This is a genomic window from Streptomyces sp. NPDC050422, assembly GCF_044458665.1.
Taxonomy (GTDB): domain Bacteria; phylum Actinomycetota; class Actinomycetes; order Streptomycetales; family Streptomycetaceae; genus Streptomyces.
Window position 1 is genome coordinate 57,893 of the sequence record NZ_JBITIE010000003.1, and the last position, 24,263, is coordinate 82,155.

The window sequence follows — 24,263 nt, forward strand, 5'->3', positions numbered from 1 at the left end:
CAGCACAGCAACACATTCACAGGAGGCCGCCGGTGAGACGAGCGCGCCCGGGAGCGCCGCCCCGAGGAACGGGTGGCCGCGCCCTGACCAGCGTCGGAGCAGGGACCGGCTTCGACGGAAGCAGGACCGCGGACCGGAGGGACGAACGGACCACCGGGCCGGAACCGGCGAGGGCCGGCCAGGAACGCACGCAGTCGAAGCTGTGGCACATCACGCTCTGCGTTTCCGGCTCGGAGATTCCGCTGCAGGAGGTCAGACGCGGCCTCGAACAGCTCGCCCACGACCATCCCTTCCTGCTGACCAGCCGCTATGCCAACGACCACGCGGAGATCCGCTACTGGGAAGAGGCCCGCGACCTGCACGACGCGGCGGCCGTGGCCCTGCGGCTGTGGGGCGAGCACCGGTCCAGCGCGGGGCTGCCGCCCTGGGAGATCGTCGGCCTGGAGGTCATCGACCGCGAGACGTACCACCAGCGCGTCGCCGAGGGGTACGGGCCGCCCCCGGCCGCCCCGGTCGGCGTGCACCCCTACTGACGGGCCGCCGTCCTCCGGACGGCCGTCTCGCATCACGGGATACGTGACGGATGCCCGCAGCGTGCGCATTATTCTGCGGGCATGACCACCCTTTCGCCGTACGACAACATGTCCCCGGTCGCCCAGGCCGCCTACCGGGCCCGCTCCGCGGCAGCCGACATCGCGCCACTTCCGCGCGCGGCGAAGGACGACGCGCTGCTGGCGATCGCGGACGCACTCGAAGTGCGGACCAGCGACATCCTCGCGGCCAACGCCGAGGACGTGGCGCGCGCCCGCGAGGCCGGGACCAGCGAGTCGGTCGTCGACCGGCTCACTCTCACCCCCGAGCGGATCCGGGCCATCGCGGCCGATGTGCGGGACGTGGCGGCGCTGCCCGACCCGGTCGGCGAGGTGGTGCGCGGCTCGACCCTGCCCAACGGCATCGATCTGCGCCAGGTCCGGGTGCCCCTCGGCGTGGTCGGCATCATCTACGAGGCGCGGCCCAACGTGACGGTGGACGCCGCGGCCCTCTGCCTGAAGTCGGGCAACGCCGTGCTGCTGCGAGGTTCGTCCTCCGCCCACGCCTCCAACAGCGCACTCGTCCGGGTGCTGCGCGACGCGGTCGGCGGTTCCGGACTGCCGGCCGACGCGGTGCAGCTGGTGCCCGGTGAGAACCGTGACTCCGTACGCGAGCTCATGCGGGCGCGCGGCCTGGTCGACGTGCTCATCCCGCGCGGCGGCGCCTCGCTGATCCGCACCGTCGTCGAGGAGTCCACCGTCCCGGTGATCGAGACCGGTACCGGCAACTGCCATGTGTACGTGGACGCGCAGACCGACCTCGACATGGCCGTCGCCATCCTGGTCAACTCCAAGGCGCAGCGCCCGAGCGTCTGCAACGCCGCGGAGACACTCCTGGTCCACAAGGACGTCGCCGACGCGTTCCTGCCGCGCGCCTTGGACGCCCTCGCGGAGGCCGGGGTCACCGTGCACGGCGACGAGCGGGTCCTGGAGTACGCGGGGGGCTCCAAGGCCACTGTGGTCGCGGCGACGCCGGAGGACTGGGAGACCGAGTACCTCTCGTACGACATCGCGGCGGCCGTCGTGGAGTCGCTGGACGCGGCCGTGGCGCACATCCGGCTCTGGTCGTCCGGCCACACCGAGGCGATCGTGACGACCTCACAGGCGGCGGCACGCCGTTTCACCCAGTTGGTGGATTCGACGACGGTGGCCGTGAACGCCTCGACGCGTTTCACGGACGGCGGTCAGTTCGGCTTCGGCGCCGAGATCGGTATCTCCACGCAGAAGCTGCACGCCAGGGGCCCGATGGGGCTGTCGGAGCTGACATCCACGAAGTACATCGTGACCGGCGACGGCCATGTGAGGTGACCGTGCGATGCGTCGAATGTGCCGTCTCCCTGCCCAAAACCATGCCGCAGGTCTAGGCTGAAGCCGTGCCGGACGACGTGGGGGGCAGGCCGTTCCCGAACGGCTGGGAGCCCGACGACGACCGCGGGGGCGCGGACGAGGACTTCGCCTCCGTGGTGTTCGACGAGGACTTCGTACGGGCAGCCGAGTTCCACGAACCCACCGCTGTCGAGCGGCTGTTGGCCGCTGCCGAGGCACGCGCCGAAGCCGATGGCTTCCGGACCCGGGCCGGTGGCGGGCCGCTGGACGACGACCTCTACGACGACGGCTACGGGCCGGGCGGCGGAAGCGGCTACGGCGACCCGCTGGGCGCGGACGACGACTACCGCATCGGCGGCCCCTACGGGCGTCACGGAGGCGCTCTCCGGCCCTACCGGGGAGCCGCCCGCTGGCATCGGCCGGTGGCATGGCTGCTTGCCCTGCTGATGGGGGTCGGCATGATCGCGCTGGCCTTCAGCGCCGTCTTCCGCAACACCTCGGCCGACCGCCAGGACCAGGTCCCGCCACCGGCCACGAGCGGCGTGGACAGTGCGCCGGGCCCCACCGCGGGCCCGTCCGCCGCGGACGGCTACTCCCGCCCGCTGGTCTCCGCCGTCCCGCGCACGCCCTGACTCGCCGAACCGCCCGCGGGGCCCGGCCTCCGGGACTGCGCCGAAGCTCCCGCCGGCCGGGTCCGCCCGACCGGGGGAACCCTGCGGCAGTTCCCGCCCGTCACCGCGTTTACCTCCGCCGTAATCGACCTACTGTCAACTTGGCCCGGTCTTGAAGGACCGGGCTTGGAGGTAGCGCCCAGCTGGCTGCTGGGTTGGCTCCTCCGTCCGGGCCGCCTACAGGGTGGCTGGGACGCGTGACTCACGCCCCGCAGCCCACACAGCTTCGCCCTTGCGGTCGATGTTGTGGGACGCGTTGTCGTCCGCGTGCAGGGTGACGCCGCAGGCGCGGCACGCGAACGTTGCTTGATCGGCCCGGTTCTTCCGGTCGATGTGTCCGCACTCGGAGCATTGCCGGCTGGTGTACGCCGGATCGACGTATACCAGCGGCACCCCGGCCCGGCGGGCCTTGTACTCGATGAAGGAGCCGAGCTGGTGGAAGCCCCAGGTGTGCAGTGGTGCCCGCTGGTCCTTGCGGAGCCGTACCCGGTCGCGGATGCCCGTGAGGTCTTCCAGGGCGATACCGCGGCCGGTGCGTTCAGCGGTGGTGACGATCTTCTTCGAGATGATGTGGTTGATGTTCGCGGCGTGCCGCTGTTCTTTGCGGGCACGCTGCTTCAAGCGGCGTTTGGCGGACTTGGTGCCCTTGGCCTGCAACTTGCGGCGCAGCTCAGTCTGTCGCTTGCGGTGCCGGTTGAGGCCGCGCCCGGCGGCCCGGTAGCCGGTGGAGGTGGTGGCGATGTTGACGATCCCGAGGTCCACGCCGATGAACCCGGACGGGTCCTCGTTGACCGGGGCCTCGGGGATCTCGCACACCGCGATCAGGTAGAACATGCCGTCGCGTTCGATCAGATCGGACTCGCCCTTGCGGTACTCACGGAGCGTCTTGAGCGCGCCGGCGGAGCAGGCGAAGCGGACGTTCTTGATACGGCCTGCGGTGGTCCAGATGCTGACGGTCTGCGCGTCGTACTGCCAGGACAGGCACCGGTCGTCGAACGGGTGCGCGGCCCGTGGATGGAAGACGATCGGCTTGGACTCGGCCTTGGCCCGGCGCTTCGAACCCGGCTTGCCCAGGTTCCCGGCCCGGATGTTGGCCGCCAGTGTGGTGTAGGCGTCGCGCACCTTCTTGATCGTGTGCTGGGCTGCCTGCGCCCCGAGGCCGGCTGCTTTCAGCTGGGCGTAGGTGTGCTTGCGCAGTTCGTACTCACGTGGCACACCGTGCTCGAACGCCACACCGGATACCCAGTTGGCCCGGTCGTTGACCGTGCGCAGGGTCGCACCGATGGCCGGTGCCTGTACAGCGTCCGGCATCAGTTTCACCTGCACGACGATCTTCACACGGTCACGCTAATCCAGTTGGCCTATGGCACCACAAGGAGAACCGGACTCGAACATTCGTGTGGGTCGTACGGCTGTGTGCACCCTCCACGCCGATCCGGGTGATCCGCAGCGCCGGTCAGGCCGTCAGCCGACGAGAACCTCCGACGTTGCAAAGAAGTCATGCGATCGGTCTGCGCGGAGGGCGTCTCTGCCCGCAGGCTCCGCCAGGAACACCCCGACCACATCCACACTTACCTGCGGGGCGCACATTTCTGGTCACCCTCGCACTTCGCAGCGAGCTGTGGCGGCGCACCGTTGTCCGTCATCAAGGAGTACACCGAGCAACAAAAACGTCCCACGTAACCCGCATGTCAGAGCATTCCGGAGAAGCGATTCCTCCCGGGGCCGAAGCCCGGGGTTCCTCGCTGGATTACGCTGAAGACATGACCCCTCACCCGTTCGAAGAGGGGGCTTCTCACTTGTCCGTGCATGCCCACGCATGACGGGCAGACCCTGTCCGGAGCCTTCCGGCCGGAGGGGGCGCACCGTTTCGGCCCCGGTCGGTGGCGTGGAGTCGGGAGAAGTCATGGCAGACCGCGGAGATCCACCCGAAGGCCCGTCGGAGAACGGTGCGAGCGGCAGCGAGGACGAGTACCGGTCACTCGTCTTCGACGAGTCCTTCGTCCGGGCTGCCCGGCTGCAGGAATTCTCCGCCCAGGAGCGCATGGGGGAGCATGCCCGTGCCGTCCGGAGCCTGCCGGGCCGAGCCGTCCGCAACGGCTCACGGGCCGCACTCGCCCTGGTCGTCCTGATCGCCCTGGCCTTCGGCACCGCCGTCTTCATGGGCTTCCGCCACCCCTACCAGAACCCCGTCACCAGGCGGGCCGAGCCGCTGCGGATGACCGTCGTCCCGCTGGCGCCCCGTGGAGCCGTGCCCTCCGGCACCCCGGCCGGTCTCTTCGCGAGCAGCCCCGCCGCCTCGTTCCCGAAGGGGGCCGCAGGCATCAACCTCCCGGTCACCCGGCGTACGGACAACTTCTCCGACAACCAGGTGTACACCGCCCTGGCCACGGCCAAGGACTACCTGGTGGCCTCCTCGCTCGACCTCGACGTCCTCGGCGGGAACGCGGTGCGCCCCGTGGAGTCCCTGCTCGACCCGGACCAGATGGGCCAGTTCGAGCGGAGCATGGAGACCCCGCACGACGACGGGCAGCACGCGGCGACCGGCTGGCTGGTGCGATTCGACCCGGCCAGGGTCACCCCCGATCCGGAGATCCGGGTCCGGGGCACCCTGCGGTACGCCGAGGTGGGGGCCGACGCCCTGGAGGTGGTGTCGGACCACACCTTCGCCTATGTGCTCCACCCGGCCGTCTCCGGCCCCCAACAGGCCGGCGGTGCGTCGCTGTTCACCGTACGGCGGGAGATGCGCTTCCGGTTCGACCGGGACGATCTGAGGCTGCACCGGCTGGAGGTGCAGACCAGCTACGTCCAGGCCGGACCGCAGTCCTGCTCGCCCGACACCACCGGCGCTCTGAGGCCACTGCTCGCGGGTGGACGAGCGGTCGACCGCGGCCCGGCGGGCACCGACCCGTACGCGGCGGGCCGGCCCGCCGCGGCGCTGTGCGGGACGCTGGAGGTCAGCTCCCCGCCGTCCCCGGAGCGGACGGCCCCTCAGGGTCCTCAGGCCTCGGGGGCTGCTCCGAGCCGTCCGTAGCGTCGTCCTTGGCCGCCCCGGCCCCCTTGGCACCGCTGCCGCCCGCTCCGGTGAACTTGTCCCGGAGCTTGCCGCCCAGGTCGCCGGCGCCGCCCGCTATGTCGCCGACCAGCTTCATCAGCGGGTCCTTGCTGCTGCGCACCGAATCGGCGTAGTGCGAGGCGGACTCCTTGAAGGCGTCCGTCACCGAGGTGTCCTTGTCCTCGTCGCGCCGCGGGTAGTGGCCGTCCATGATCCGCTGGTAGTCGCGGGTCTCGGACCACTTCTTCAGCTCGGCCGCGCGCACCGTGGTGAACGGGTGGGAACGGGGGAGCACGTTCAGGATCTTGAGGACGGAATCACGCAGGTCGCCGGCCTTCTCGTACTCATCGGCCTGGGCGAGGAAGGCGTCCACGTTCATCTCGTGGAGGTGGTTGCCTCCGGCGATCTTCATCAGCCCGCGCATCGAGGCCTGCAGATCCTGGCCTGCCAGCAGCCCGGCCCGGTCGGCGGACAGCTCGGACTTGCGGAACCACTCGCGCAGCGCAGTGACGATCGCCATGATCGCCACGTTGCCGAGGGGGATCCACGCCACCTTGAGCGCGAGATTGGTGAGGAAGAGCAGGATCGTGCGGTAGACGGCGTGGCCGGAGAGGGCGTGCCCCACCTCGTGCCCGACGACCGCCCGCATCTCCTCCTCGTCGAGCAGCTCCACCAGGCCCGTCGTCACCACGATGATCGGCTCGTCCAGACCGATGCACATCGCGTTGGGCTGCGGATTCTGACTGACGTACATCGGAGGGACCTTCTCCAGGTCCAGGATGTAACAGGCGTCCCGCAGCATGTCGTTGAGGTGGCTGAACTGCGCGTCGCTCACCCGGACGGAGTCCGACAGGAAGAGCAGTCGCAGACTGCGCTCCGGCAGCAGTCCGCTCAGTGCCTTGAAAACGGTGTCGAAACCGCTCAGCTTGCGCAGCGCCACCAGGGCCGAGCGGTCCGCCGGGTGTTCGTACGCCCGGGAGGAGATTCCCGGGAAACGCCTGCGCTGCCTGCTCGGCACCTGGCCATGGCTCTCGTGGCTGCCGTCGGTCATGAATGGGCCCCCTGTTCGTACGAGACGTCGCTCGCCCCCCTGACAAATCCCAGCCTAGGCGCTGGGGCTACGGTGTGCGGGGGCTGTGGATAACTGAGGAGACGCCCGACATGCCGCACACCGTTGCTCTGCTCGCTGCCGCATCCGAGGATCAGGGGCCGGGCAACACCATCCGCATCGTGCTGATCGCCTCGCTCGTCGGAGCGGCCCTGCTGGCCTGGTTCCTGCTCCGCGGATACCGCAACGACGACAACAACGACTGAGTCGGCGTGAGCGTGCCCGGGGCACCCGCATACGATGTCCGCGACGTCTTCCCTCCGACTCCCGATCGATAGGTCCTGCCGAAGATGAGCCTCACGAGCACCGCACACCAGCTGGTCACCGTCGCCGCCGAGGGCGAGCACGGTGGAAACCACGAAAGTCTCAACCCGCTCCTCACCGGTGGCGGTGCGTTTGTCGCGCTTCTCCTCCTTCTGTGGATCACCACGCGCTTCAACCGCGACCGCTGAGGCCGAGGCGTACAGCTGTGCCAGTAGGCTCTGCACGCATGGGAGAGCAGGAAGTGCCTACCGGCCGCGGAAAGCGCCGACTCGGCGTGATGGGCGGGACGTTTGACCCGATCCATCATGGACACCTGGTGGCGGCCAGTGAAGTGGCCGCCCAGTTCCACCTCGACGAGGTGATCTTCGTTCCGACCGGGCAGCCGTGGCAGAAGAGCCACAAGGAGGTCTCCCCGGCCGAGGACCGCTACCTGATGACCGTCATCGCGACGGCGTCCAACCCGCAGTTCTCGGTCAGCCGGAGCGACATCGACCGCAAGGGCCCGACGTACACGATCGACACCCTGCGGGACCTGCGCGCGGTCCATGGCGACGCGGACCTCTTCTTCATCACCGGCGCCGACGCCCTCTCCCAGATCCTCACCTGGCGGGATGCCGACGAGCTCTTCTCGCTGTCCCACTTCATCGGTGTGACACGGCCGGGGCACGTGCTCACGGACGACGGGCTGCCGGAGGGCGGCGTCTCCCTCGTGGAGGTCCCCGCACTGGCGATCTCCTCCACGGACTGCCGTGGGAGGGTCGCCCAGGGAGACCCGGTCTGGTACCTGGTGCCGGACGGTGTGGTCCGCTACATCGACAAGCGCCAGCTGTACCGCGGCGAATGAGCCACGGAGAGGGGCACCGGTGAACGACCGACAGAATCCGTACGACCCGTACTACCAGCAGCCGCAGATCATCGGCTACGACGAGTACGGGCAGCCGGTGTACCAGCAGCAGCCCGGACAGGCGCAGCCCGGACAACAGCAGCAGTACGACGCGTACGCCCAGCAGCAGCACCAGGCCCAGCAGCCCCAGCCGCCGCACCAGGCCCAGCAGCCCCAGCAGCAGGCGCCGCAGGCCGGTCAGGGATACGGCTACGACCCGTACGCCCAGCAACAGCAACAGCAACAGCCCGCCGCGCCCCCGCAGCAGTACGACCCCTACGCCACCCAGCAGCACCCCCCGCAGCAGGGGTACGGCTATGACGCCGGCTACGGCTATGACGCCGGCCGGCAGCCCGCCGCGGTCGACACCACGCAGCAGTGGAGCATCCCGCAGCAGGCCCCGGCGCCCGAAGCCGCGGCCGCTCCGCCGCAGCCGGCCCCCGAACCGCAGCGGGCTCCCGAACAGCAGCCGTCCGCGGAGCCGGAGACGGGCGTCCCGGGGCCGCGCCGGGGCGACCGCGACTACCGCACGGAGCAGTTCTCCTTCATCGAGGAGCCCGACGAGGACTCCGAAGACGTCATCGACTGGCTGAAGTTCACCGAGAGCCGCAGCGAACGCCGCGAGGAGGCTCGTCGCCGCGGTCACAACCGGATGGTGGCGCTGATCGTCGTCGCCGCCCTCGTCGTGGTCGGCGGCGTCGGCTACCTGTGGTCCGCGGACAAGCTCCCCGGCTTCTCCGCGTCGGAGAAGGAGAACACCGCGGCGACCGGCCCCCAGCGCCGGGACGTCATCGTGGTCCACCTCCACAACACCAAGGGCGGCGGCACGTCCACGGCCCTGCTCGTCGACAACGTCACCACCAAGCAGGGCACGACGGTTCTGCTGCCCAACTCGCTGGCCGTCGCCGACGAGGACGGTGCCACCACCACGCTCGCCAAGTCGGTCGACGACGACGGAACCTCCGGAACCCGTGAGTCCATCGACACTCTGCTCGGCACCGAGATCAGCGGCACGTGGCGGCTCGACACCCCGTATCTGGAGAACCTCGTCGACCTGGTCGGCAACATCGAGGTCGACACCGACACGGCTGTTCCCGACTCGAAGAAGGGCGCCTCGCCCCTGGTGAAGCAGGGCAAGGCGCAGACGCTCAGCGGCCCGATGGCCGTCGCGTACGCCACCTACCGGGGGCCCGGGGAGGCCGAGGCCAAGCAGCTGATGCGGTTCGGGCAGGTCATGCGCGGCGTGCTGCGGAAGATCTCCGACGATCCGAAGGCCGCCACGGTCACCGTCCAGACGCTGGCCCAGATCCTCGACCCGTCCCTGCCCGAGCAGGATCTCGGCGCCTCCCTGGCCAAGCTCGCCGAGCACGCCAAGATCGGCGACTACAAGACGGCGCTGCTGCCGGTCCAGGACGACGGCACCCTCACCGACGCGGCCACGGAAAGTGTCGTCAAGGACATCCTGGGCGGCACGGTCAAGGCCCCGGCCGCGGATGCGGCGGTACGGGTCGGCGTCAAGAACGGCACGGGCAGCGACCAAGGTACGGAGTCCGCCCGGATCGAGCTGGTCAACGGCGGCTACACCTTCGTCAACAGCGGGAAGTCCGACACGGTGGCCTCCTCCGAGGTCGTCTACAAGGACGCTGCGGACAAGAAGAAGGCGGCCGAGGTCGCCGCGACCCTCGGGCTGCCGGCGAGCGCTGCGAAGCAGGGCAAGCCGGCCGGAAACGCGGACGTGTCCGTCGTCATCGGCCAGGACTACAAGATCAAGTAGGCGCGGTACGGCCCGGCCGGTCCTCCGGTCCGGTTCAGGGGTGGCTCCGGGACGGTTCCGGGCCGCCCCGCCGTCGTTCCCGGCCCGCTCCCGGAGCCTCTGCGGGCCGTCTGCGGGCCGGTGCGGGCGGTTCCGCGGCTGGTCCGGGGCGCCGCCGGACGGCTCCTGCACGGTCTTCGAAAGATGGCTGCGTGGGCTGTCGGCGGTCCGTGAGACCCTAGAGGTTGATCTGACCGCCTACGAAAGCCTGCATGTGACCGCCACGGACCGCTCCATCGAGCTCATCAACGCCGCCGCTCAGGCGGCCGCCGACCGGCTCGCGCACGACATCATCGCGTACGACGTCAGCGACGTGCTGTCGATCACGGACGCCTTCCTGCTGGCCTCGGCCCCCAACGACCGCCAGGTCAAGTCGATCGTCGACGAGATCGAGGAGCAGCTTCAGGAGAAGCTCGGCGCCAAGCCGGTCCGCCGTGAAGGCGACCGCGACGCACGCTGGATCCTCCTCGACTACGTCGACATCGTCATCCACGTCCAGCACAGCGAGGAGCGCGTGTTCTACGCGCTGGAGCGCCTGTGGAAGGACTGCCCCGAGATCCCTCTTCCCGAGGATGCCGTGAAGACCCGCGGCAAGGCCGAGGAGCACGCACAGCTCACCGGCAGCACGGAAGGTGAGCAGAGCTGAACGGCAGCGGAAGCGGCAGGGGCCGCAGGATCGTCCTCTGGCGACACGGCCAGACGGCGTGGAACCTGGAGCGCCGGTTCCAGGGCTCCACGGACATCGAGCTCACCGAGGAAGGCGTCGGGCAGGCCCGGCGAGCAGCCCGGCTGCTCGCCTCGCTGAAGCCGGACGCGATCGTCGCCTCCGATCTGCGGCGGGCCGCGGCCACGGCGGCCGAGCTCGTCGCGATCACCGGGCTCGGTGTCGCGCACGATCCGGGACTGCGCGAGACCTATGCGGGCGCCTGGCAGGGTCTCACCCACGAGGAGATCGTGGGCCTCTACGGCGATCAGTACGCGGCCTGGAAGCGCGGCGAGCCCGTGCGGCGCGGCGGCGGTGAGCTGGAGACCGAGGTCGCCGACCGGGCGGCCCCTGTCGTGCTTGCCCACGCCGACAAACTGCCCGACGACGGCACGCTCGTCGTCGTCAGCCATGGTGGCACCATCCGGACCACCATCGGCCGACTGCTGGGCCTGGAAGCGCACCACTGGGAAGGACTCGGCGGACTCACCAACTGCTGCTGGTCGGTGCTGGGCGAGGGCGCCCGTGGCTGGCGTCTGCTGGAGCACAACGCCGGCACCCTGCCCGAAGCGGTGCTCGGCGACGACACCTGACCTGGTGTCCGGACGGCGCCCGCAGGGCGTCGTCGGGAAGCATCGGCCGGATTTCGCTTTCCGGCTGGTCACAGGCTAAAGTTCTTCTTGTTCGCAGCGCGGAAACGCAGGGAAACACAGCGAACAGCGGGGCTATAGCTCAGTTGGTAGAGCGCCTGCATGGCATGCAGGAGGTCAGGAGTTCAATTCTCCTTAGCTCCACAATCAGGATCCCGTCCCCGTCAGGGGGCGGGATCCTTGCTCGTCCCCGGGCTCGGTCTCCGAAGGATCTCCGGCGGGCTGCCCCCCCCTTGCGGGGTCATGGCAGAATCGGACCGCCGGAGGGGAGACGGACCGAACGGGGAGGAGTGAGCGATGCCTGCGAGCCGCCACGAAGTCCCGGACCTGCCCTCAGGACCTGTTCCGATTCGTCCCGCGGTGGCCCGAACGCCCGGTGGTCATACCGGAGTCCTCCCCATGTGCACGGCCCGCGGCCGCACCCGGAGCTGATCCATGGGTGCGCACAGGCGGAAATGCGACTGGTGCGGCAGCGGTACGCCCATCGTCAGGGACATGGACCCGGTCAACGTGGACTACCAGTACTGGTGCGAGGAATGCGCGCGGGCGCTGGTCATAAAGGGCGACCCCATCGAGACCTACCGGGAGCTGGAGGGGGAACCGATCTACGGGCGGCTCCTGGAGGAGCACTGCGCGCTGAAGCGGTTCTACTCCTTCGCCACCGCCTGATCCGCCCCGGCGATCGGCCGGAGAGGGGCCGATCGCAAACGATTTGGTGGACGGCCGGGGTGACCGGTAATGTTCTCGATGTCGCCACGGGAGACCGGGCAGCACAGCACGGGGCTATAGCTCAGTTGGTAGAGCGCCTGCATGGCATGCAGGAGGTCAGGAGTTCAATTCTCCTTAGCTCCACAGTGAAGATCGACTGGCGGGCCATCCGATGACGGATGGCCCGCCAGTCTTTTGCGTCCGGTCAACTCCGGCCGCTGCCCAGGGCCTTCCGGCCGGTGCCCGGAGGCAGCGCCGGCCGCTCGGGAGCCGGCTGCTCGATTCGGAGCGCCAGGGCGGGACAACGGCGTACGGCACGTTGCGCGCGTCCCCGCAGGTGCATCGGAACCGCGGCGTCCGCGAGTGCCGGATATCCGTCGGGGCCCAGCCTGATCAGCTCCGGGACGATGTCGGCGCACAGGCCGTGGCCCCGGCAGAGCGTCCAGTCCACGGCCAGCTTCTCGCCGCTCGGAATGGATTCCTCCGCGTCCTGGTAACCAGGTGCGGGAAGAGGGAGGACCCCGAGCGTCTCGCGGCCGCAGCCGCCGTCCAGCACATGCGCGGCCAGGTCGTCGGTGAACGCGGAGAGCGTCGAGGACAGGAACCGCGCAGAACCGTCCGGATGCTTGCAGGCGCCCCGCCCCTTCACCGCCAGGGTCACCTCGCGCAGCGCCTCCAGCGCGGCCGGTCCGCCCCCGTTCAGTACGTCGGAGAGCCCGCCCGCGGCGGCCGGCAGCCCGAGCTTGCACGGGCCGCACTGGCCCGCGGTCTCGGCGGCCAGCCAGTTCGCCACGCGCAGGGACTCGCCGAGCGGACAGGTCTCCGGCCCGATCGGCAGGATCGCGCCCGCTCCCAGCGCGCCGCCCGCCGCGGCCATCGACTCCCGGGAGACGACGGCGTCATGCATGGCGTTCGCACTGATCCAGTTGCCGTGATAGCCGCCCGTCAGCACGCCCTGCGGCAGCGGGGGTGCGCCGGCCAACTGGAGCACGTACCGCAGCGGAACCCCCGTGGGCACCTCGATGACCATCGGACGCGCGACCGCGCCGGAGAGGGTGAGGAGCACCGTCCCCGGCTCGTCGGGCAGGCCCGTGTTCCCGTAGCGGCGGGCTCCCGTGCGGGCGGCGACGGCGAGTTGTGCGTACGTCTCCGCGTTCGACAGCAGGGTCGGTGCGCCGCCGACCCCCGACTCGGCGGCCCGTTCGCGGCGCCCCGGCGGCAGGGCGGGGCCACCGGACGCCGCCCGGATGACCGCCGACGCCTCGCCGGAGACCATGCGCTCGGGCGTGCGCACCACCCGGGCGCGCAACTGCTGTCCGCGCCGGTCGGACAGGCCTCGCTCGGCGAGTGCGGAGCGCACCGAGATCTCCGTGGAGTTACGGGTGACGGCGACGATCAGCGTCCGGGCACCGAGCGCCTCGGCGGCCAGCAGGGCGCCGTCCAGGATGAGGTGCGGCGCCCGGTTGAGCAGCACCGTGTCCTTGCGGCAGGCGGGCTCGCCCTCGCTGCCGTTGATCACGACGACCGGCCGCACCCCCCGCCGGATCGACGCCTTGGCGACGGCCCGCAGCTTTCTGCCGAACGGGAATCCGGCACCGCCCCGGCCGTTCAGCGAGATGGCCTCGGCGAGTTCCGCCAGGCGTTCGCCGGTCATCGGCTCCAGCGGTCCGTGCACCTTCAGATGCATGCCCAGATCGAGCCGCTCCACCAGGTCGAAGCCGCTGGTCAGTTGGGGCAGGCCGACGACGCGGACTTCGGGGACGTCGGGGAGGGGGAGGTTCACGGTCGGTCTCCTGCGGGTGCGGTCCAGGGTTCTCCGGCCGGGGGCGGGTAGAACGGCCCCGGAAGCGGTGCGGTGTCGCCGAGGGCGGGCAGCGGAGCGGTCGCTGGTCCGGCGGCGTACGGACGTTCCTGGGCGGGGACGTAGGGGGCGGCGGCGGGCTTCGGTACGGGTTCGAAGGACGGCGCGGGGGGTTCGTACGCGGTGTACGGGGGGTGCGCCGGTCCTGCGGGACAGGGCGGCGGGCGCAGCGCCCGGGCCGGCGGGGCGGGTGACGGTGCGGGCCAGCGCCCGGACGGCTCCCGTCGCCCGGCGGTTCCGGTGGCCGGTGAGACGGCGCGGTATCCGGCGGCGATCCCCGGCCCCGGGCCCGTGCGGACGCCGGGCGTACTCGGGACCGGGTCCGTCAGGCGGTCGGAGCTGCGGGGCGGGGCCTCGTACAGCGGTGGGGCGGGTGCCGGAAGTGTGGTCCGGGGGTGCTCGAAGGACGAGGCCCGGGGGTGCTCGAAGGACGAGGCCCGGGGGTGCTCGAAGGACGAGGCCCGGGGGTGCTCGAAGGACGAGGGCAGCGGGGTACCCCGCAGCCGGCTGCCGGGTCCGCCCCGGCCGGTGCCGTCGGCGCCCGTTCCGTACGCCCCCGGCAGGGCCGTGGTGTCCGCGCCGGGCAGCGGGGCCTCGCGGGTCACCGGATCCGGTTCGGCGGGGAGGGCGTCCGGCTTGATCAGAGCGGTGATCAGTCCGGCGATCCCCCGCTTCACCGCCGGGGGCAGCATGCGCACGCACAGCGCGGCCGCCACGGCGACCAGGCACAGGCTGTACATCACGACGACCCAGGCCGCGGGCGGCCGGCCCGCGTACAGACCGTGCACCAGCGCGGCGCACCAGGCCGGGTAGGACAGCGCGTGCAGCGCGCGCCAGCGGCCGGCGACCTTGCTGGGGGTGGCGAAGGCGCTGCGCAGCGCGCCCGTCGCGGCGGCCACGACCATCAGCAGACCGGCCAGCGCGCCGAAGCCGATCAGCCCCGCCGTACCGCTGAAGCCCAGGCCGAAGGGTATGAGGGCGCCGAGCAGCGCCACATGCCCCAGCGAGACCTTCACCGTGACATGGAGCAGCAGGAAGCCCAGCGAGGCGGCCGCGGCGGCGCGGTGGACGGCTTGGCCGACCAGCCGGTGGCGCGAGGAGAGGAACAGCCGGTCGGTGGCGAGCAGGCCCCAGCCCACCGCGGCGGTGAGCGAGACCAGCGAGAGGACACCGGTCGTGAAGTCGAGCGTGGCGCGTACACCGTCGCTGCCCGCCACGGCGAGCAGCGGCAGGAGAACCAGCACAGCGACGGTCAGTCCGCCCTGTACGTGACGGCTCGGCCCCTGCAGTGGGGCGGCCGATGAGCGGATCTTGCGATGAGGGTTCATGGGGGGCGACTCCGAATGGCTCGGCAAAGCGGTCCCGTTGCCGCATGCTAGGTCGCCCCATACCGGCCGGTACGAGGTTTGGATGGTTGCCCCGATAGAGGGCATTACGCGGAGTAACCCACGCTTCCCGGACGTTCTGCCGCCCGGTTCGCCACTCGTCGTGTCCACGGATCGGCGGTGCCCGGATGGGGGCCGGGTCCGTGCGGTACCCTGACGCCATGCGTGCCGTACGCCTTCTGCTTAGCGAGCCGTGCTGATCAGTCCCGACCGGTGAGAATGCCTGGTCGGCATCAGCGCGGCGTCCCCTCCTGTGCGAGGGGTTTTTTCGTTTCCGTAGACGCGTGTCCGTAGACGTGGGCGCCGGCAGATGACGATCGATGGAGCTTTGAGGATCATGAGCGAGACGAATTCCGCAGCCGACGTTGCTGCGCCGCACCGCTATACGGCAGCGATGGCCGCCGACATCGAGGCACGCTGGCAGGACTTCTGGGACGCCGAGGGCACGTACGAGGCACCGAACCCGACCGGCGACCTGGCGGGCGACCCGGAGCTGGCCGCCAAGCCGAAGAAATTCATCATGGACATGTTCCCGTACCCCTCGGGTGCGGGCCTGCACGTCGGCCACCCGCTGGGCTACATCGCCACCGATGTCTACGCCCGCCACCAGCGGATGACCGGCCACAACGTCCTGCACACCCTGGGCTTCGACGCCTTCGGCCTGCCCGCGGAGCAGTACGCCGTACAGACCGGCACGCACCCGCGGATCTCGACCGAGGCCAACATCGAGAACATGACGGCGCAGCTGCGCCGGCTGGGCCTGGGCCACGACAAGCGCCGCTCGTTCGCCACGATCGAGTCCGAGTACTACAAGTGGACCCAGTGGATCTTCCTGCAGATCTTCAACTCCTGGTACGACACCGACGCGGACCGCGCCCGGCCCATCGCCGAGCTGGTCGCCCAGTTCGAGAGCGGGGAGCGTCCGACCCCGGACGGCCGTGACTGGAGTGCGCTGAACGCGGCGGAGCGCGCCGACGTCCTGAGCGACCACCGGCTGGCCTACGCCTCCGACGCGCCCGTCAACTGGTCGCCCGGTCTGGGCACCGTCCTGGCCAACGAGGAGGTCACCGCCGACGGCCGCTCCGAGCGCGGCAACTTCCCCGTCTTCAAGGCCAAGCTGCGTCAGTGGAACATGCGCATCACGGCCTACGCCGACCGGCTGCTGAACGACCTGGACGGGCTGGACTGGCCCGAGGCCATCAAGCTGCAGCAGCGCAACTGGATCGGCCGCTCCGAGGGCGCGCGCGTCGACTTCCCCGTCGACGGCGCCGGCAGCATCACCGTCTTCACCACCCGCCAGGACACCCTGTTCGGCGCCACCTACATGGTGCTGGCGCCGGAGCACGAGCTGGTAGAGCGGATCATCCCCGCCGCCTGGCCCGACGGCACCCACCCGGTCTGGACCGGCGGACACGCCACCCCGGCCGAGGCCGTCACCGCGTACCGCAAGCAGGCCGCCGCCAAGTCCGACGTGGAGCGTCAGGCCGAGGCCAAGGACAAGACCGGCGTCTTCACCGGCGCGTACGCGACCAACCCGGTCAGCGGCGAGCAGGTCCCCGTCTTCATCGCCGACTACGTCCTGATGGGCTACGGCACCGGCGCGATCATGGCCGTGCCGGCGCACGACGGACGCGACTTCGCCTTCGCGCGCGCCTTCGAGCTGCCGATGCGCTGTGTCGTCGAGCCGTCGGACGACCGCGGCACGGACGCCTCGACGTGGGAGGACGCCTTCGGCTCGTACGAGGCGAAGCTGGTCAACTCCGCGAACGACGAGATCTCGCTGGACGGCCTGGGCGTCGTCGACGCGAAGGCCCGGATCACCGAGTGGCTGAAGGAGCACGGTGTCGGCGAGGGCACCGTCAACTTCCGGCTGCGCGACTGGCTGTTCAGCCGCCAGCGCTACTGGGGCGAGCCCTTCCCGATCGTGTACGACGAGGAGGGCATCGCCCACCCGCTGCCCGAGTCGATGCTGCCGCTGGAGCTGCCGGAGGTCGACGACTACTCGCCGCGCACCTTCGACCCGGACGACGCCGACACCCAGCCCGAGACCCCGCTGTCGCGCAACGCCGACTGGGTCAACGTCACGCTGGATCTGGGTGACGGTCCGCGGAAGTACCGCCGCGAGACCAACACCATGCCCAACTGGGCGGGTTCCTGCTGGTACGAGCTGCGCTACCTGGACCCGAACAACAGCGACAAGCTGGTCGACCCGGCGATCGAGCAGTACTGGATGGGCCCGCGCGAGGGACAGCCGACCGGTGGCGTCGACCTGTACGTGGGCGGTGCCGAGCACGCCGTGCTGCACCTGCTGTACGCCCGCTTCTGGTCCAAGGTGCTGCACGACCTGGGCCACGTCTCCTCCGCCGAGCCGTTCCACAAGCTGTACAACCAGGGCATGATCCAGGCGTTCGTCTACCGGGACAGCCGCGGCATCGCGGTTCCGGCGGCCGAGGTCGAGGAGCGCGACGGGGCGTACTACTACGAGGGCGAGAAGGTCTCCCGCGTCCTGGGCAAGATGGGCAAGTCCCTGAAGAACGCCGTGACGCCCGACGAGATCTGCGGCGAGTACGGCGCGGACACCCTGCGCCTGTACGAGATGGCGATGGGCCCCCTGGACGTGTCGCGCCCCTGGGACACCCGCGCGGTCGTCGGCCAGTACCGGCTGCTGCAGCGCCTGTGGCGCAACATCGTCGACGAGGACAGCGGCGAGGTCACCGTCGTCGACACCGAGCCCGGCGAGGACACGCTGCGCGCGCTGCACAAGGCGATCGACGGCGTCGGCGGTGACATGGCCGGGATGCGCTTCAACACGGCCATCGCCAAGGTCACCGAACTGAACAACCACCTGACCAAGGCCGGCGGCCCTCTGCCGCGCTCCGTCGCCGAGGCACTGGTGCTGCTGGTGGCGCCGCTGGCGCCGCACATCGCCGAGGAGCTGTGGCGCCGGCTGGGCCACACCGAGTCGGTCGTGCACCAGGACTTCCCGATCGCCGACCCGGCGTACGTCGTGGACGAGACCGTGACCTGCGTCGTGCAGATCAAGGGCAAGGTCAGGGCGCGCCTGGAGATCTCCCCGTCGATCACGGACGCGGAGCTGGAGGCGCTGGCCCTGGCGGACCCGGCCGTCGTCGCGGCACTGGGCGGGGCGGGCATCCGCAAGGTGATCGTCCGGGCACCGAAGCTGGTGAACATCGTTCCGGCCTAGGCCAGGGCATAGGTATAGGTGTAGGTATAGGCCCTGGCCGACGGGCCTGGCCGACGGGCCCCGCCGTGATGGTGTGAGGGCTTTCCCCTACGGGCAGGTTGGGGGTTCCGATGGAACCCTCCGCCTGCCCGTTCCGTTTACGGTGGAGGGGCGGGTGAAACCGTGCCGCAAGCCGTCACACCATCCGAGGGGCGCTCATGGAAGCCGTGATCCTGATTCTGGGGCTGCTCGTCGTCGCCTTCATGGCCCTGGGCGTCTACGCGACCGTCAAGGTGGTCGGGGCGGCCAAGCGGGGTGTGGACCGCACGCTCACGCAGGCCCGCCGCACCGTGGAGGACACCACACTGCGGGCCAAGAGCTACGGGCAGTTGGGTGTCGGCGGCGAGCTGGCGCAGCTCCGCCTCTCCCTGCGCACTTCGATGCGGGCCACGCAGGACGCGCTGCAGACGGGCGTGGTCGAGGACGTTTCGTTGTCGGAGTCGCTGGGCCTGTTCCAGCGCCTCGGGGTGCACGGCCGTGAGCTGGACGAGGACCTGAAGCGGCTGGAGCGCGAGCCCGACAAGGCGACGGTCGCCTCGCTGCTGCCGGATCTGAAGAAGCGCACCGAGCGGATCACGCGCGCCGCGGAGTCCCTGCGGTGGGCCGCCCGGGACCGGGCCCAACAGTTCGCCGACGACGATCTGGCGGCGCTGAACGTGCAGATCGACGTGGAGGCCGGTGCGTTGCGGCACTGGACGACGGAGGAGCCTGCACCGCAGCGTCAGGCCGGTCGCGGCCAGGAGCAGCCCGTGGGAGAGCCGGCGGTCGCCGACGGGACTCCCGAGGCACTCACGGCCCCGGACCCCCGGCCGACGCAATACCCGTGGCAGAAGACGGCACGGCCGGAGACCACGAACTGAGGGTGCTCGGGTCCGGGATCCTCACGGTCGTCGTCGGTGAAGCCGGGGCGGCGAGGGGCCGGACCGCAGGTGAGCGGGGATGGCAGGATGCGGCCCGTAGCGACCGGAACTGATCATTCGGTCGGGGTCGGACTGCCGAGTGCCCTCCCCGGCAGGTAACCTCCCGCTCATGTCCCGCCATGTCGCGATCGTCACCGATTCCACGGCCTACCTGCCGCCCCAGGCGATGGAACGGCATGGCATCACCGCAGTGCCGCTGACCGTCGTCCTCGGCGACCAGGCGCTGGAGGAGGGCACCGAGATCTCTGCCCGCTCCCTCGCGCTGGCCCTGCAGAAGCGGCGTTCCGTGACGACTTCACGGCCCAGCCCCGAGGTCTTCGCCGCCGCCTACCGCGCGGCTGCCGACGCGGGTGCGAGCGCCATCGTCTCCCTGCACCTGTCGGCGGAGTTCTCCGGCACGTACGACGCCGCCCTCCTGGCCGCGAAGGACGCCCCGGTACCGGTGCGCGTGGTGGACACCGGGATGGTCGCCATGGCCCTCGGGTTCTGCGCCCTGGCCGCGGCGGAGACGGCCGAGGCGGGCGGCAGCCAGGACGACGCGGTGGCCGCCGCCGAGAAGCGGGCGGCGGGCACGTCGGCCTACTTCTACGTCGACACCCTGGACTATCTGCGCCGAGGCGGCCGGATCGGCGCCGCACAGGCACTGCTCGGTTCGGCCCTCGCCGTGAAACCGCTCCTCCAGTTGGACGGCGGCCGGATCGAACTGCTGGAGAAGGTACGGACGGCCTCGAAGGCCATCGCCCGGCTGGAGGAGATCGTCGCCGAGCGGGCGGGCAGCGGGCGGGTGGACATCGCGGTGCATCACCTCGCGGCCCCGGAGCGGGCCGAGCGACTGGCCGAGCGACTGCGTGAACGGGTTCCCGGTCTGGTCGACCTGCACGTCAGCGAGGTGGGTGCGGTGATCGGCGCGCACACCGGACCCGGGCTGCTGGGAGCGGTGGTCTCGCCGCGCTGATGTCCTGCTGACCTCGGCCGGTGCCTCCCGCCGGCCTCCCGCCGGCCTCCCGCCGGCCTCCTCTGACGTCCCTCTGACGTCCCTCTGACGTCACTCTTCGGAGTGGTGGAGTTATACACAACGGGACGGTTTTCCACCGGAATTGGGTGTGCTCAGCGGGATTCAGCGGACGTGTCTAGCGTCATGTGGCATGGCTTCCCGATCACATCGTGCAACCAATCGTGTCGGCGTACGTGTCGGCCGCATCGGTCGTTTGGCCGGGTCCGGCGGCGGGTCCGGGCCCGGCAGCGGGCCGGGGCGTGTTCCGGCTTCGGACGGCCGTGTCCGGAGCGGGGCGGGTACCGGGCCCGGCCGGCGGGGGCGGGCAAGGGGGAGCACTGTCGCGGCTGCGGCCGCGGCCGCAGCTTCGCGCAGCCGAGCGGATGCGCTGATGGCGGGCGGCTATGGAGGGCGGGTCGCGCGGCCGGTGGTGGGGGTGGGCGCGGGCGGCTCGTCCGCCGCCCGCGCGGCGGTGGCTGCCCGCTCCATGACGGCGGCTCCTCCCTCGGCCGCGGGCCCGCCCGCTTCAGCGGCGGGGCTGGGGCTCTCCACGGCTCCGGGCCCGGCGGCGGTACCGGTACCGGAGCCGGAGCCGGATCCGAGTCCGAGTCCGAGTCCGAGTCCGAGTCCGAGTCCGAGTCCGAGTCCGAGTCCGAGTCCGAGTCCGAGTCCGAGTCCGAGTCCGAGTTCGGAATCGGAACCGGCATTGGCACCGGCATTGGCACCGGCACCGGCACCGGTCGCGGTGCCGGTCCCGGCTCCGGTTCCGGTTCCGGCGGACCGGCGGGGGCCGGTCCTTCCCGCGTTGCGGGAGCGGCTTCCGGTGTGGCTCCAGCTCAGGTGTGGCCTGGAACCGAGGGCCCTGGCCGCGCTCACTGTCGTCCTGGTCGCGGCAGCGGTGTTCGCCGCGACGCACTTCTGGTCCGCGCGCCCCGGTTCCGTACCCGCTCCGGAGCGGGTCGGCGAGGCCGCCCACCTGCCCGTGGCGGAGACGGATGTGGACGGGGACACCGGCACGGCGGATACGGGTGGGGCCGCGAGGCCGGACCCCTCTCCCGGGACGCCACCGGCCGCGGGGCCGGGCGGACAGGTCGTGGTGGACGTCAGCGGGAAGGTGAAGCGGCCCGGGATCCACCGGCTGCCCTCCGGAGCCAGGGTCGCCGACGCGCTGCGCGTGGCGGGCGGAGCCCGGCCGGGCGTGGACCTCGACAACCTCAACCGGGCCCGGGTCCTGACGGACGGGGAACAGATCATCGTGGGCGCCCCGCCCGGCCCGCCCGCCGCAGGCGGCACGGGAGGAGGCACCGGCCCGCCCGCCGCCGCCGCCGGGCCGGTGAGCCTCAGCACCGCGACGGTGGAACAGCTCGACACTCTCCCGGGCGTCGGCCCCGTCCTCGCCCAGCACATCGTCGACTACCGCACCCAGCACGGAGGGTTCCGGTCCGTCGACGAGCTCCGCGAGGTCAACGGGATCGGTGACCGCCGGTTCGCCGATCTCCGGCCCCTGGTGCGGCCGTGAGCACCCAGGACGTCCACACGGCGTCGGGCGGCCGGCTGGGGTCCGCCGACCCGCGGCAGGAGGGCCCGGTCGATCTGCGACTGGTCCCGCCGGCCCTGGCGGCCTGGGCCGGTGCCGCGCCGGCCCTGGACATGCCCGGCCGCTGGGTGGCCGTGGGTGTGGTGCTCTGTCTCGGCGCCGCCATGGTCCTCCTCGCCCTGCCCGGCTTCCCGCCCCTGCGTGCGGCACTCGCGGTGAGCGCGGACGGGGAGGGGAGCGGCGCCGGTGGCCGGTGGCGGCCGCGCACCGGGCTGCACGCCACGGCTGCCGCGGCGGCGCTGTTCTGCGCGGCGGCCGGGGCGGCGTCCGCCGGACTGCACAGGGCCGATGCGCGGCAGGGGCCCGTGCCCGGGCTGGCCGGACAGTTCGCGCGCGTCGACGCGGAGATCACCCTGACCTCCGATGTCCGCCGGACGTCCCCCCGGGTGCGCGGCGACCACAGCACCCCCGTCTCCCTCCTCCTGGACGCCGAGATTGTCCGGCTGGCGCGGCCCGGCGGTGCGGCCGTGCGTCTGCGTACGCCGGTGCTGGTCATCGTCACACCCGGTGGAGCCGCCGCACAGTGGCAGCGACTGCTTCCGTCCACCCGGCTGCGCGTCAGCGGCCGGCTCGCCCCGCCACGGCACGGAGGGGAGCGCGCCACCGCCGTGCTGCGTGCCGAAGGAGAGGGCCCGCCCCGCGTCGTCGGCCCGCCCACCCGACTCCAGCGCACGGCGGGCGGATTGCGTGCCGGCCTGCGCACGGCGACGGAAGATCTCCGCCCCGATGCGCGGGCGCTGCTGCCCGGACTGGTCGTCGGCGACACCACGCGCGTCACCCCGGAACTGCACGAGGCGTTCCGGACGACGGACCTCACGCATCTCATGGCGGTATCGGGTGCCAACCTGGCGATCCTGCTCGTCCTGCTCATCGGACCGCCCGGCAGCGCCCTGCGAGTCGAACGCCGCGGACTGGCACCCGCATGGGGGATCTCCCTGCGGGGGACCGCGCTGCTCGGCGGCGGGCTCACGCTCGCCTTCGTGCTCGTCTGCCGGCCGGAACCGAGTGTGCTGAGGGCCGCGGCCTGCGGTCTGATCACGCTGCTGGCCATCGGCACCGGGCGGCGCAGAACACTGATTCCGGCCCTGGCCGCCGCCGTTCTGCTCCTGGTGCTCTACGACCCGTGGCTGGCCCGCAGTTACGGCTTCGTCCTGTCGGTGCTGGCCACCGGCGCGCTCCTGACCCTGGCCCCGCGATGGAGCGAAGCGCTGCAACGGCGGCGGGTGCCACCGCGGTTGGCGGAGGCGCTGGCGGCCGCGGCCGCGGCGCAGGCGGTGTGCTCGCCCGTCGTGGTGCTGCTCGCCTCCCGGGTGAGCCTGGTGGCGATCCCGTGCATTCTGCTGGCCGAGTTCGCCGTGGCGCCCGCCACGGTGCTCGGGTTCGCCGCGCTGGCGCTGGCCCCGGTGGCCATGCCGGTGGCCGGACTGCTCGCATGGCTCGCGGGGTGGCCGGCGGGATGGATCGCCTCCGTGGCCCGGACCGGGGCCGCGCTCCCCGGGGCGGAGGTGGACTGGCCCGACGGCCGGCCGGGGGCGCTGCTGCTGGCCGCGCTGACAGTGCTGCTGGTGCTGTTCGCGCGCCGCATCGGACGCCACCCCTGGATCTGCTCGGCCGCCGCGCTGCTGCTTGTCGTCGCGGTGCTGCGGCCGGTGCCGCTGACCCGGGTGCTGACCGGGTGGCCGCCGCCCGGATGGGCGTTCGCGATGTGTGACGTCGGTCAGGGGGACGCCCTGGTGCTCGCGGCCGGGCCCGGCGCGGGCGTGCTGGTGGACGCCGGGCCCGATCCCCGGCTCGCCGACCGGTGCCTGCGCGACCTGGGCATCACCCGTGTCCCGTTGCTGCTGCTCACCCACTTCCACGCCGACCACGTGCGGGGCCTGACCGGTGTGCTGCGGGGCAGATCGGTGGGCGTGATCCAGACGACGAGCCTGGACGAGCCCCCGGAACAGGCTGCGTTCGTCAGGAGAACGGCCGCGGCGGCGGGCATCCCCATGGTGCGCACCGTCCCCGGTGAGCGGCGCCGGATCGGGGCGCTCGCCTGGCAGGTGCTGTGGCCGCCGGGGGGCGCGGCCACTGCGGCGGGCCCGGCCGCCGGCCCCGTACCGGAGGATCCGAACGATGCCAGCGTCACCCTGCTCGTACGGGCAGGCGGGCTCACGCTGCTGCTCCTCGGCGACCTCGAACCCCCGGCCCAGCAAGCCCTGTTGCGCAGTCACCCGACTCTGCCACGGGTGGATGTGCTCAAGGTCGCCCATCACGGTTCCGCGCATCAGGACACGGCACTGCTGCGCAGTGCGCGTCCGAGGTTCGCGCTGGTGAGCGTGGGCCGGGACAACCCGTACGGGCATCCTGCCGCACGGACGGTCGAGGCGCTCAGGTCCGGGGGAGCGGTGGTGCTCCGTACGGACAGGGACGGCGCGATCGCGGTGACGGGCACAGGGCCGGGGCTGCGGGCGGTGGGGCGGTCATGACGGCGCGTTCGCGTTCACTC

General features: G+C 71.5%; 20 protein-coding genes, 2 tRNA genes and 1 pseudogene. 19 read left to right on the top strand and 4 right to left on the bottom strand.

Annotated features, from left to right (window positions below; translation table 11 throughout):
• Positions 1-32 precede the first annotated feature (32 nt).
• The 3 genes from ACIBJG_RS04845 to ACIBJG_RS04855 all read left to right on the top strand — a co-directional run bounded on the left by ACIBJG_RS04845 (position 33) and on the right by ACIBJG_RS04855 (position 2,548).
• Positions 33-533, top strand: coding sequence for a hypothetical protein (locus ACIBJG_RS04845; RefSeq protein ID WP_399303952.1), 501 nt, complete (start codon positions 33-35; stop codon positions 531-533).
• Between the two features lie 81 nt (positions 534-614).
• On the top strand, positions 615-1,898 hold the full coding sequence (locus tag ACIBJG_RS04850) for a glutamate-5-semialdehyde dehydrogenase (protein ID WP_399303955.1): 1,284 nt from the start codon (positions 615-617) through the stop codon (positions 1,896-1,898).
• Positions 1,899-1,963: 65 nt separating this feature from the next.
• The gene (locus ACIBJG_RS04855; protein ID WP_399303957.1) at positions 1,964-2,548 is read left to right on the top strand and encodes a hypothetical protein; all 585 of its coding nucleotides are present in this window, start codon (positions 1,964-1,966) and stop codon (positions 2,546-2,548) included.
• Positions 2,549-2,764: 216 nt separating this feature from the next.
• Here the strand turns inward: ACIBJG_RS04855 and ACIBJG_RS04860 are convergent, their stop codons facing one another.
• Positions 2,765-3,898 (bottom strand): RNA-guided endonuclease InsQ/TnpB family protein, encoded by a 1,134-nt coding sequence (locus tag ACIBJG_RS04860; RefSeq protein ID WP_399304514.1) that lies wholly within the window; start codon positions 3,896-3,898, stop codon positions 2,765-2,767.
• 207 nt (positions 3,899-4,105) lie between these two features.
• Between ACIBJG_RS04860 and ACIBJG_RS04865 the strand changes: the two are divergent.
• Together ACIBJG_RS04865 and ACIBJG_RS04870 are read left to right on the top strand one after the other, a co-directional pair.
• Positions 4,106-4,270 (top strand): annotated as a pseudogene (locus tag ACIBJG_RS04865) (transposase); the annotation flags it as partial.
• A gap of 223 nt (positions 4,271-4,493) precedes the next feature.
• Positions 4,494-5,621: a hypothetical protein gene (locus ACIBJG_RS04870; protein WP_399303959.1), complete on the top strand. Its 1,128-nt coding sequence runs from the start codon at positions 4,494-4,496 to the stop codon at positions 5,619-5,621.
• On the opposite strand, the gene ACIBJG_RS04875 is transcribed toward ACIBJG_RS04870, so the two are convergent.
• A complete protein-coding gene (locus tag ACIBJG_RS04875; RefSeq protein WP_399303961.1) occupies positions 5,545-6,693 on the bottom strand; it encodes a M48 family metallopeptidase in 1,149 nt (382 codons plus the stop codon). The two genes, ACIBJG_RS04870 and ACIBJG_RS04875, sit on opposite strands and share 77 nt — an antisense overlap.
• A gap of 110 nt (positions 6,694-6,803) precedes the next feature.
• Here ACIBJG_RS04875 and ACIBJG_RS04880 point away from each other — a divergent pair, with 110 nt between their 5' ends.
• From ACIBJG_RS04880 to ACIBJG_RS04920, 9 genes are all read left to right on the top strand, one after another.
• Positions 6,804-6,956 carry a hypothetical protein gene (locus ACIBJG_RS04880; protein ID WP_219571512.1) on the top strand — a complete coding sequence of 51 codons (153 nt, stop codon included), beginning with the start codon at positions 6,804-6,806 and terminating at the stop codon, positions 6,954-6,956.
• An 84-nt stretch (positions 6,957-7,040) separates the two neighbouring features.
• On the top strand, positions 7,041-7,202 hold the full coding sequence (locus tag ACIBJG_RS04885) for a hypothetical protein (protein ID WP_399303963.1): 162 nt from the start codon (positions 7,041-7,043) through the stop codon (positions 7,200-7,202).
• Positions 7,203-7,240: 38 nt separating this feature from the next.
• Entirely contained in the window at positions 7,241-7,858 is a 618-nt protein-coding gene (gene nadD / locus ACIBJG_RS04890; protein WP_399303965.1) for a nicotinate-nucleotide adenylyltransferase, read from the top strand.
• Between the two features lie 19 nt (positions 7,859-7,877).
• Positions 7,878-9,671, top strand: coding sequence for an LCP family protein (locus ACIBJG_RS04895; protein ID WP_399303967.1), 1,794 nt, complete (start codon positions 7,878-7,880; stop codon positions 9,669-9,671).
• A gap of 253 nt (positions 9,672-9,924) precedes the next feature.
• Entirely contained in the window at positions 9,925-10,356 is a 432-nt protein-coding gene (gene rsfS / locus ACIBJG_RS04900) for a ribosome silencing factor (protein WP_359085153.1), read from the top strand.
• Complete coding sequence (locus tag ACIBJG_RS04905) at positions 10,353-11,006, top strand: histidine phosphatase family protein (RefSeq protein ID WP_399304516.1); 654 nt, start codon at positions 10,353-10,355, stop codon at positions 11,004-11,006. Before rsfS ends, ACIBJG_RS04905 begins: the two co-directional genes overlap by 4 nt.
• Before the next feature lie 128 nt (positions 11,007-11,134).
• Positions 11,135-11,207: transfer RNA gene (locus tag ACIBJG_RS04910), tRNA-Ala, on the top strand.
• A gap of 291 nt (positions 11,208-11,498) precedes the next feature.
• A complete protein-coding gene (locus ACIBJG_RS04915; RefSeq protein ID WP_399060167.1) occupies positions 11,499-11,732 on the top strand; it encodes a hypothetical protein in 234 nt (77 codons plus the stop codon).
• Between the two features lie 110 nt (positions 11,733-11,842).
• Positions 11,843-11,915 (top strand) — tRNA-Ala (locus tag ACIBJG_RS04920).
• Positions 11,916-11,976: 61 nt separating this feature from the next.
• On the opposite strand, the gene ACIBJG_RS04925 is transcribed toward ACIBJG_RS04920, so the two are convergent.
• Together ACIBJG_RS04925 and ACIBJG_RS04930 are read right to left on the bottom strand one after the other, a co-directional pair.
• On the bottom strand, positions 11,977-13,554 hold the full coding sequence (locus ACIBJG_RS04925; RefSeq protein ID WP_399303970.1) for a ferredoxin: 1,578 nt from the start codon (positions 13,552-13,554) through the stop codon (positions 11,977-11,979).
• On the bottom strand, positions 13,551-14,960 hold the full coding sequence (locus ACIBJG_RS04930) for a hypothetical protein (RefSeq protein WP_399303972.1): 1,410 nt from the start codon (positions 14,958-14,960) through the stop codon (positions 13,551-13,553). Before ACIBJG_RS04930 ends, ACIBJG_RS04925 begins: the two co-directional genes overlap by 4 nt.
• A gap of 394 nt (positions 14,961-15,354) precedes the next feature.
• On the opposite strand from ACIBJG_RS04930, the gene leuS reads away from it, so the two are divergent.
• From leuS to ACIBJG_RS04955, 5 genes are all read left to right on the top strand, one after another.
• A complete protein-coding gene (gene leuS, locus ACIBJG_RS04935; RefSeq protein ID WP_399303974.1) occupies positions 15,355-18,222 on the top strand; it encodes a leucine--tRNA ligase in 2,868 nt (955 codons plus the stop codon).
• A 197-nt stretch (positions 18,223-18,419) separates the two neighbouring features.
• Complete coding sequence (locus ACIBJG_RS04940) at positions 18,420-19,121, top strand: hypothetical protein (RefSeq protein WP_399303976.1); 702 nt, start codon at positions 18,420-18,422, stop codon at positions 19,119-19,121.
• A gap of 169 nt (positions 19,122-19,290) precedes the next feature.
• A complete protein-coding gene (locus ACIBJG_RS04945) occupies positions 19,291-20,136 on the top strand; it encodes a DegV family protein (protein ID WP_399303978.1) in 846 nt (281 codons plus the stop codon).
• Between the two features lie 862 nt (positions 20,137-20,998).
• On the top strand, positions 20,999-21,694 hold the full coding sequence (locus ACIBJG_RS04950) for a helix-hairpin-helix domain-containing protein (RefSeq protein WP_399303980.1): 696 nt from the start codon (positions 20,999-21,001) through the stop codon (positions 21,692-21,694).
• The gene (locus tag ACIBJG_RS04955) at positions 21,691-24,243 is read left to right on the top strand and encodes a ComEC/Rec2 family competence protein (protein ID WP_399303982.1); all 2,553 of its coding nucleotides are present in this window, start codon (positions 21,691-21,693) and stop codon (positions 24,241-24,243) included. The genes ACIBJG_RS04950 and ACIBJG_RS04955 overlap by 4 nt, the downstream gene beginning before the upstream one ends.
• The last annotated feature ends 20 nt before the right edge of the window (positions 24,244-24,263 follow it).

What these genes read in the sequence shown, in the direction of transcription:
- ACIBJG_RS04945 (WP_399303978.1), top strand. Translation starts at nt 19,291, where the DNA reads ATGTCCCGCCATGTCGCGATCGTCACCGATTCCACGGCCTACCTGCCG.
- ACIBJG_RS04915 (WP_399060167.1), top strand. Translation starts at nt 11,499, where the DNA reads ATGGGTGCGCACAGGCGGAAATGCGACTGGTGCGGCAGCGGTACGCCC.
- leuS (WP_399303974.1), top strand. Translation starts at nt 15,355, where the DNA reads ATGAGCGAGACGAATTCCGCAGCCGACGTTGCTGCGCCGCACCGCTAT.
- ACIBJG_RS04930 (WP_399303972.1), bottom strand. Translation starts at nt 14,960, where the DNA reads ATGAACCCTCATCGCAAGATCCGCTCATCGGCCGCCCCACTGCAGGGG.
- ACIBJG_RS04880 (WP_219571512.1), top strand. Translation starts at nt 6,804, where the DNA reads ATGCCGCACACCGTTGCTCTGCTCGCTGCCGCATCCGAGGATCAGGGG.
- ACIBJG_RS04850 (WP_399303955.1), top strand. Translation starts at nt 615, where the DNA reads ATGACCACCCTTTCGCCGTACGACAACATGTCCCCGGTCGCCCAGGCC.
- ACIBJG_RS04875 (WP_399303961.1), bottom strand. Translation starts at nt 6,693, where the DNA reads ATGACCGACGGCAGCCACGAGAGCCATGGCCAGGTGCCGAGCAGGCAG.
- ACIBJG_RS04940 (WP_399303976.1), top strand. Translation starts at nt 18,420, where the DNA reads ATGGAAGCCGTGATCCTGATTCTGGGGCTGCTCGTCGTCGCCTTCATG.
- ACIBJG_RS04885 (WP_399303963.1), top strand. Translation starts at nt 7,041, where the DNA reads ATGAGCCTCACGAGCACCGCACACCAGCTGGTCACCGTCGCCGCCGAG.
- ACIBJG_RS04870 (WP_399303959.1), top strand. Translation starts at nt 4,494, where the DNA reads ATGGCAGACCGCGGAGATCCACCCGAAGGCCCGTCGGAGAACGGTGCG.
- ACIBJG_RS04860 (WP_399304514.1), bottom strand. Translation starts at nt 3,898, where the DNA reads ATGCCGGACGCTGTACAGGCACCGGCCATCGGTGCGACCCTGCGCACG.
- nadD (WP_399303965.1), top strand. Translation starts at nt 7,241, where the DNA reads ATGGGAGAGCAGGAAGTGCCTACCGGCCGCGGAAAGCGCCGACTCGGC.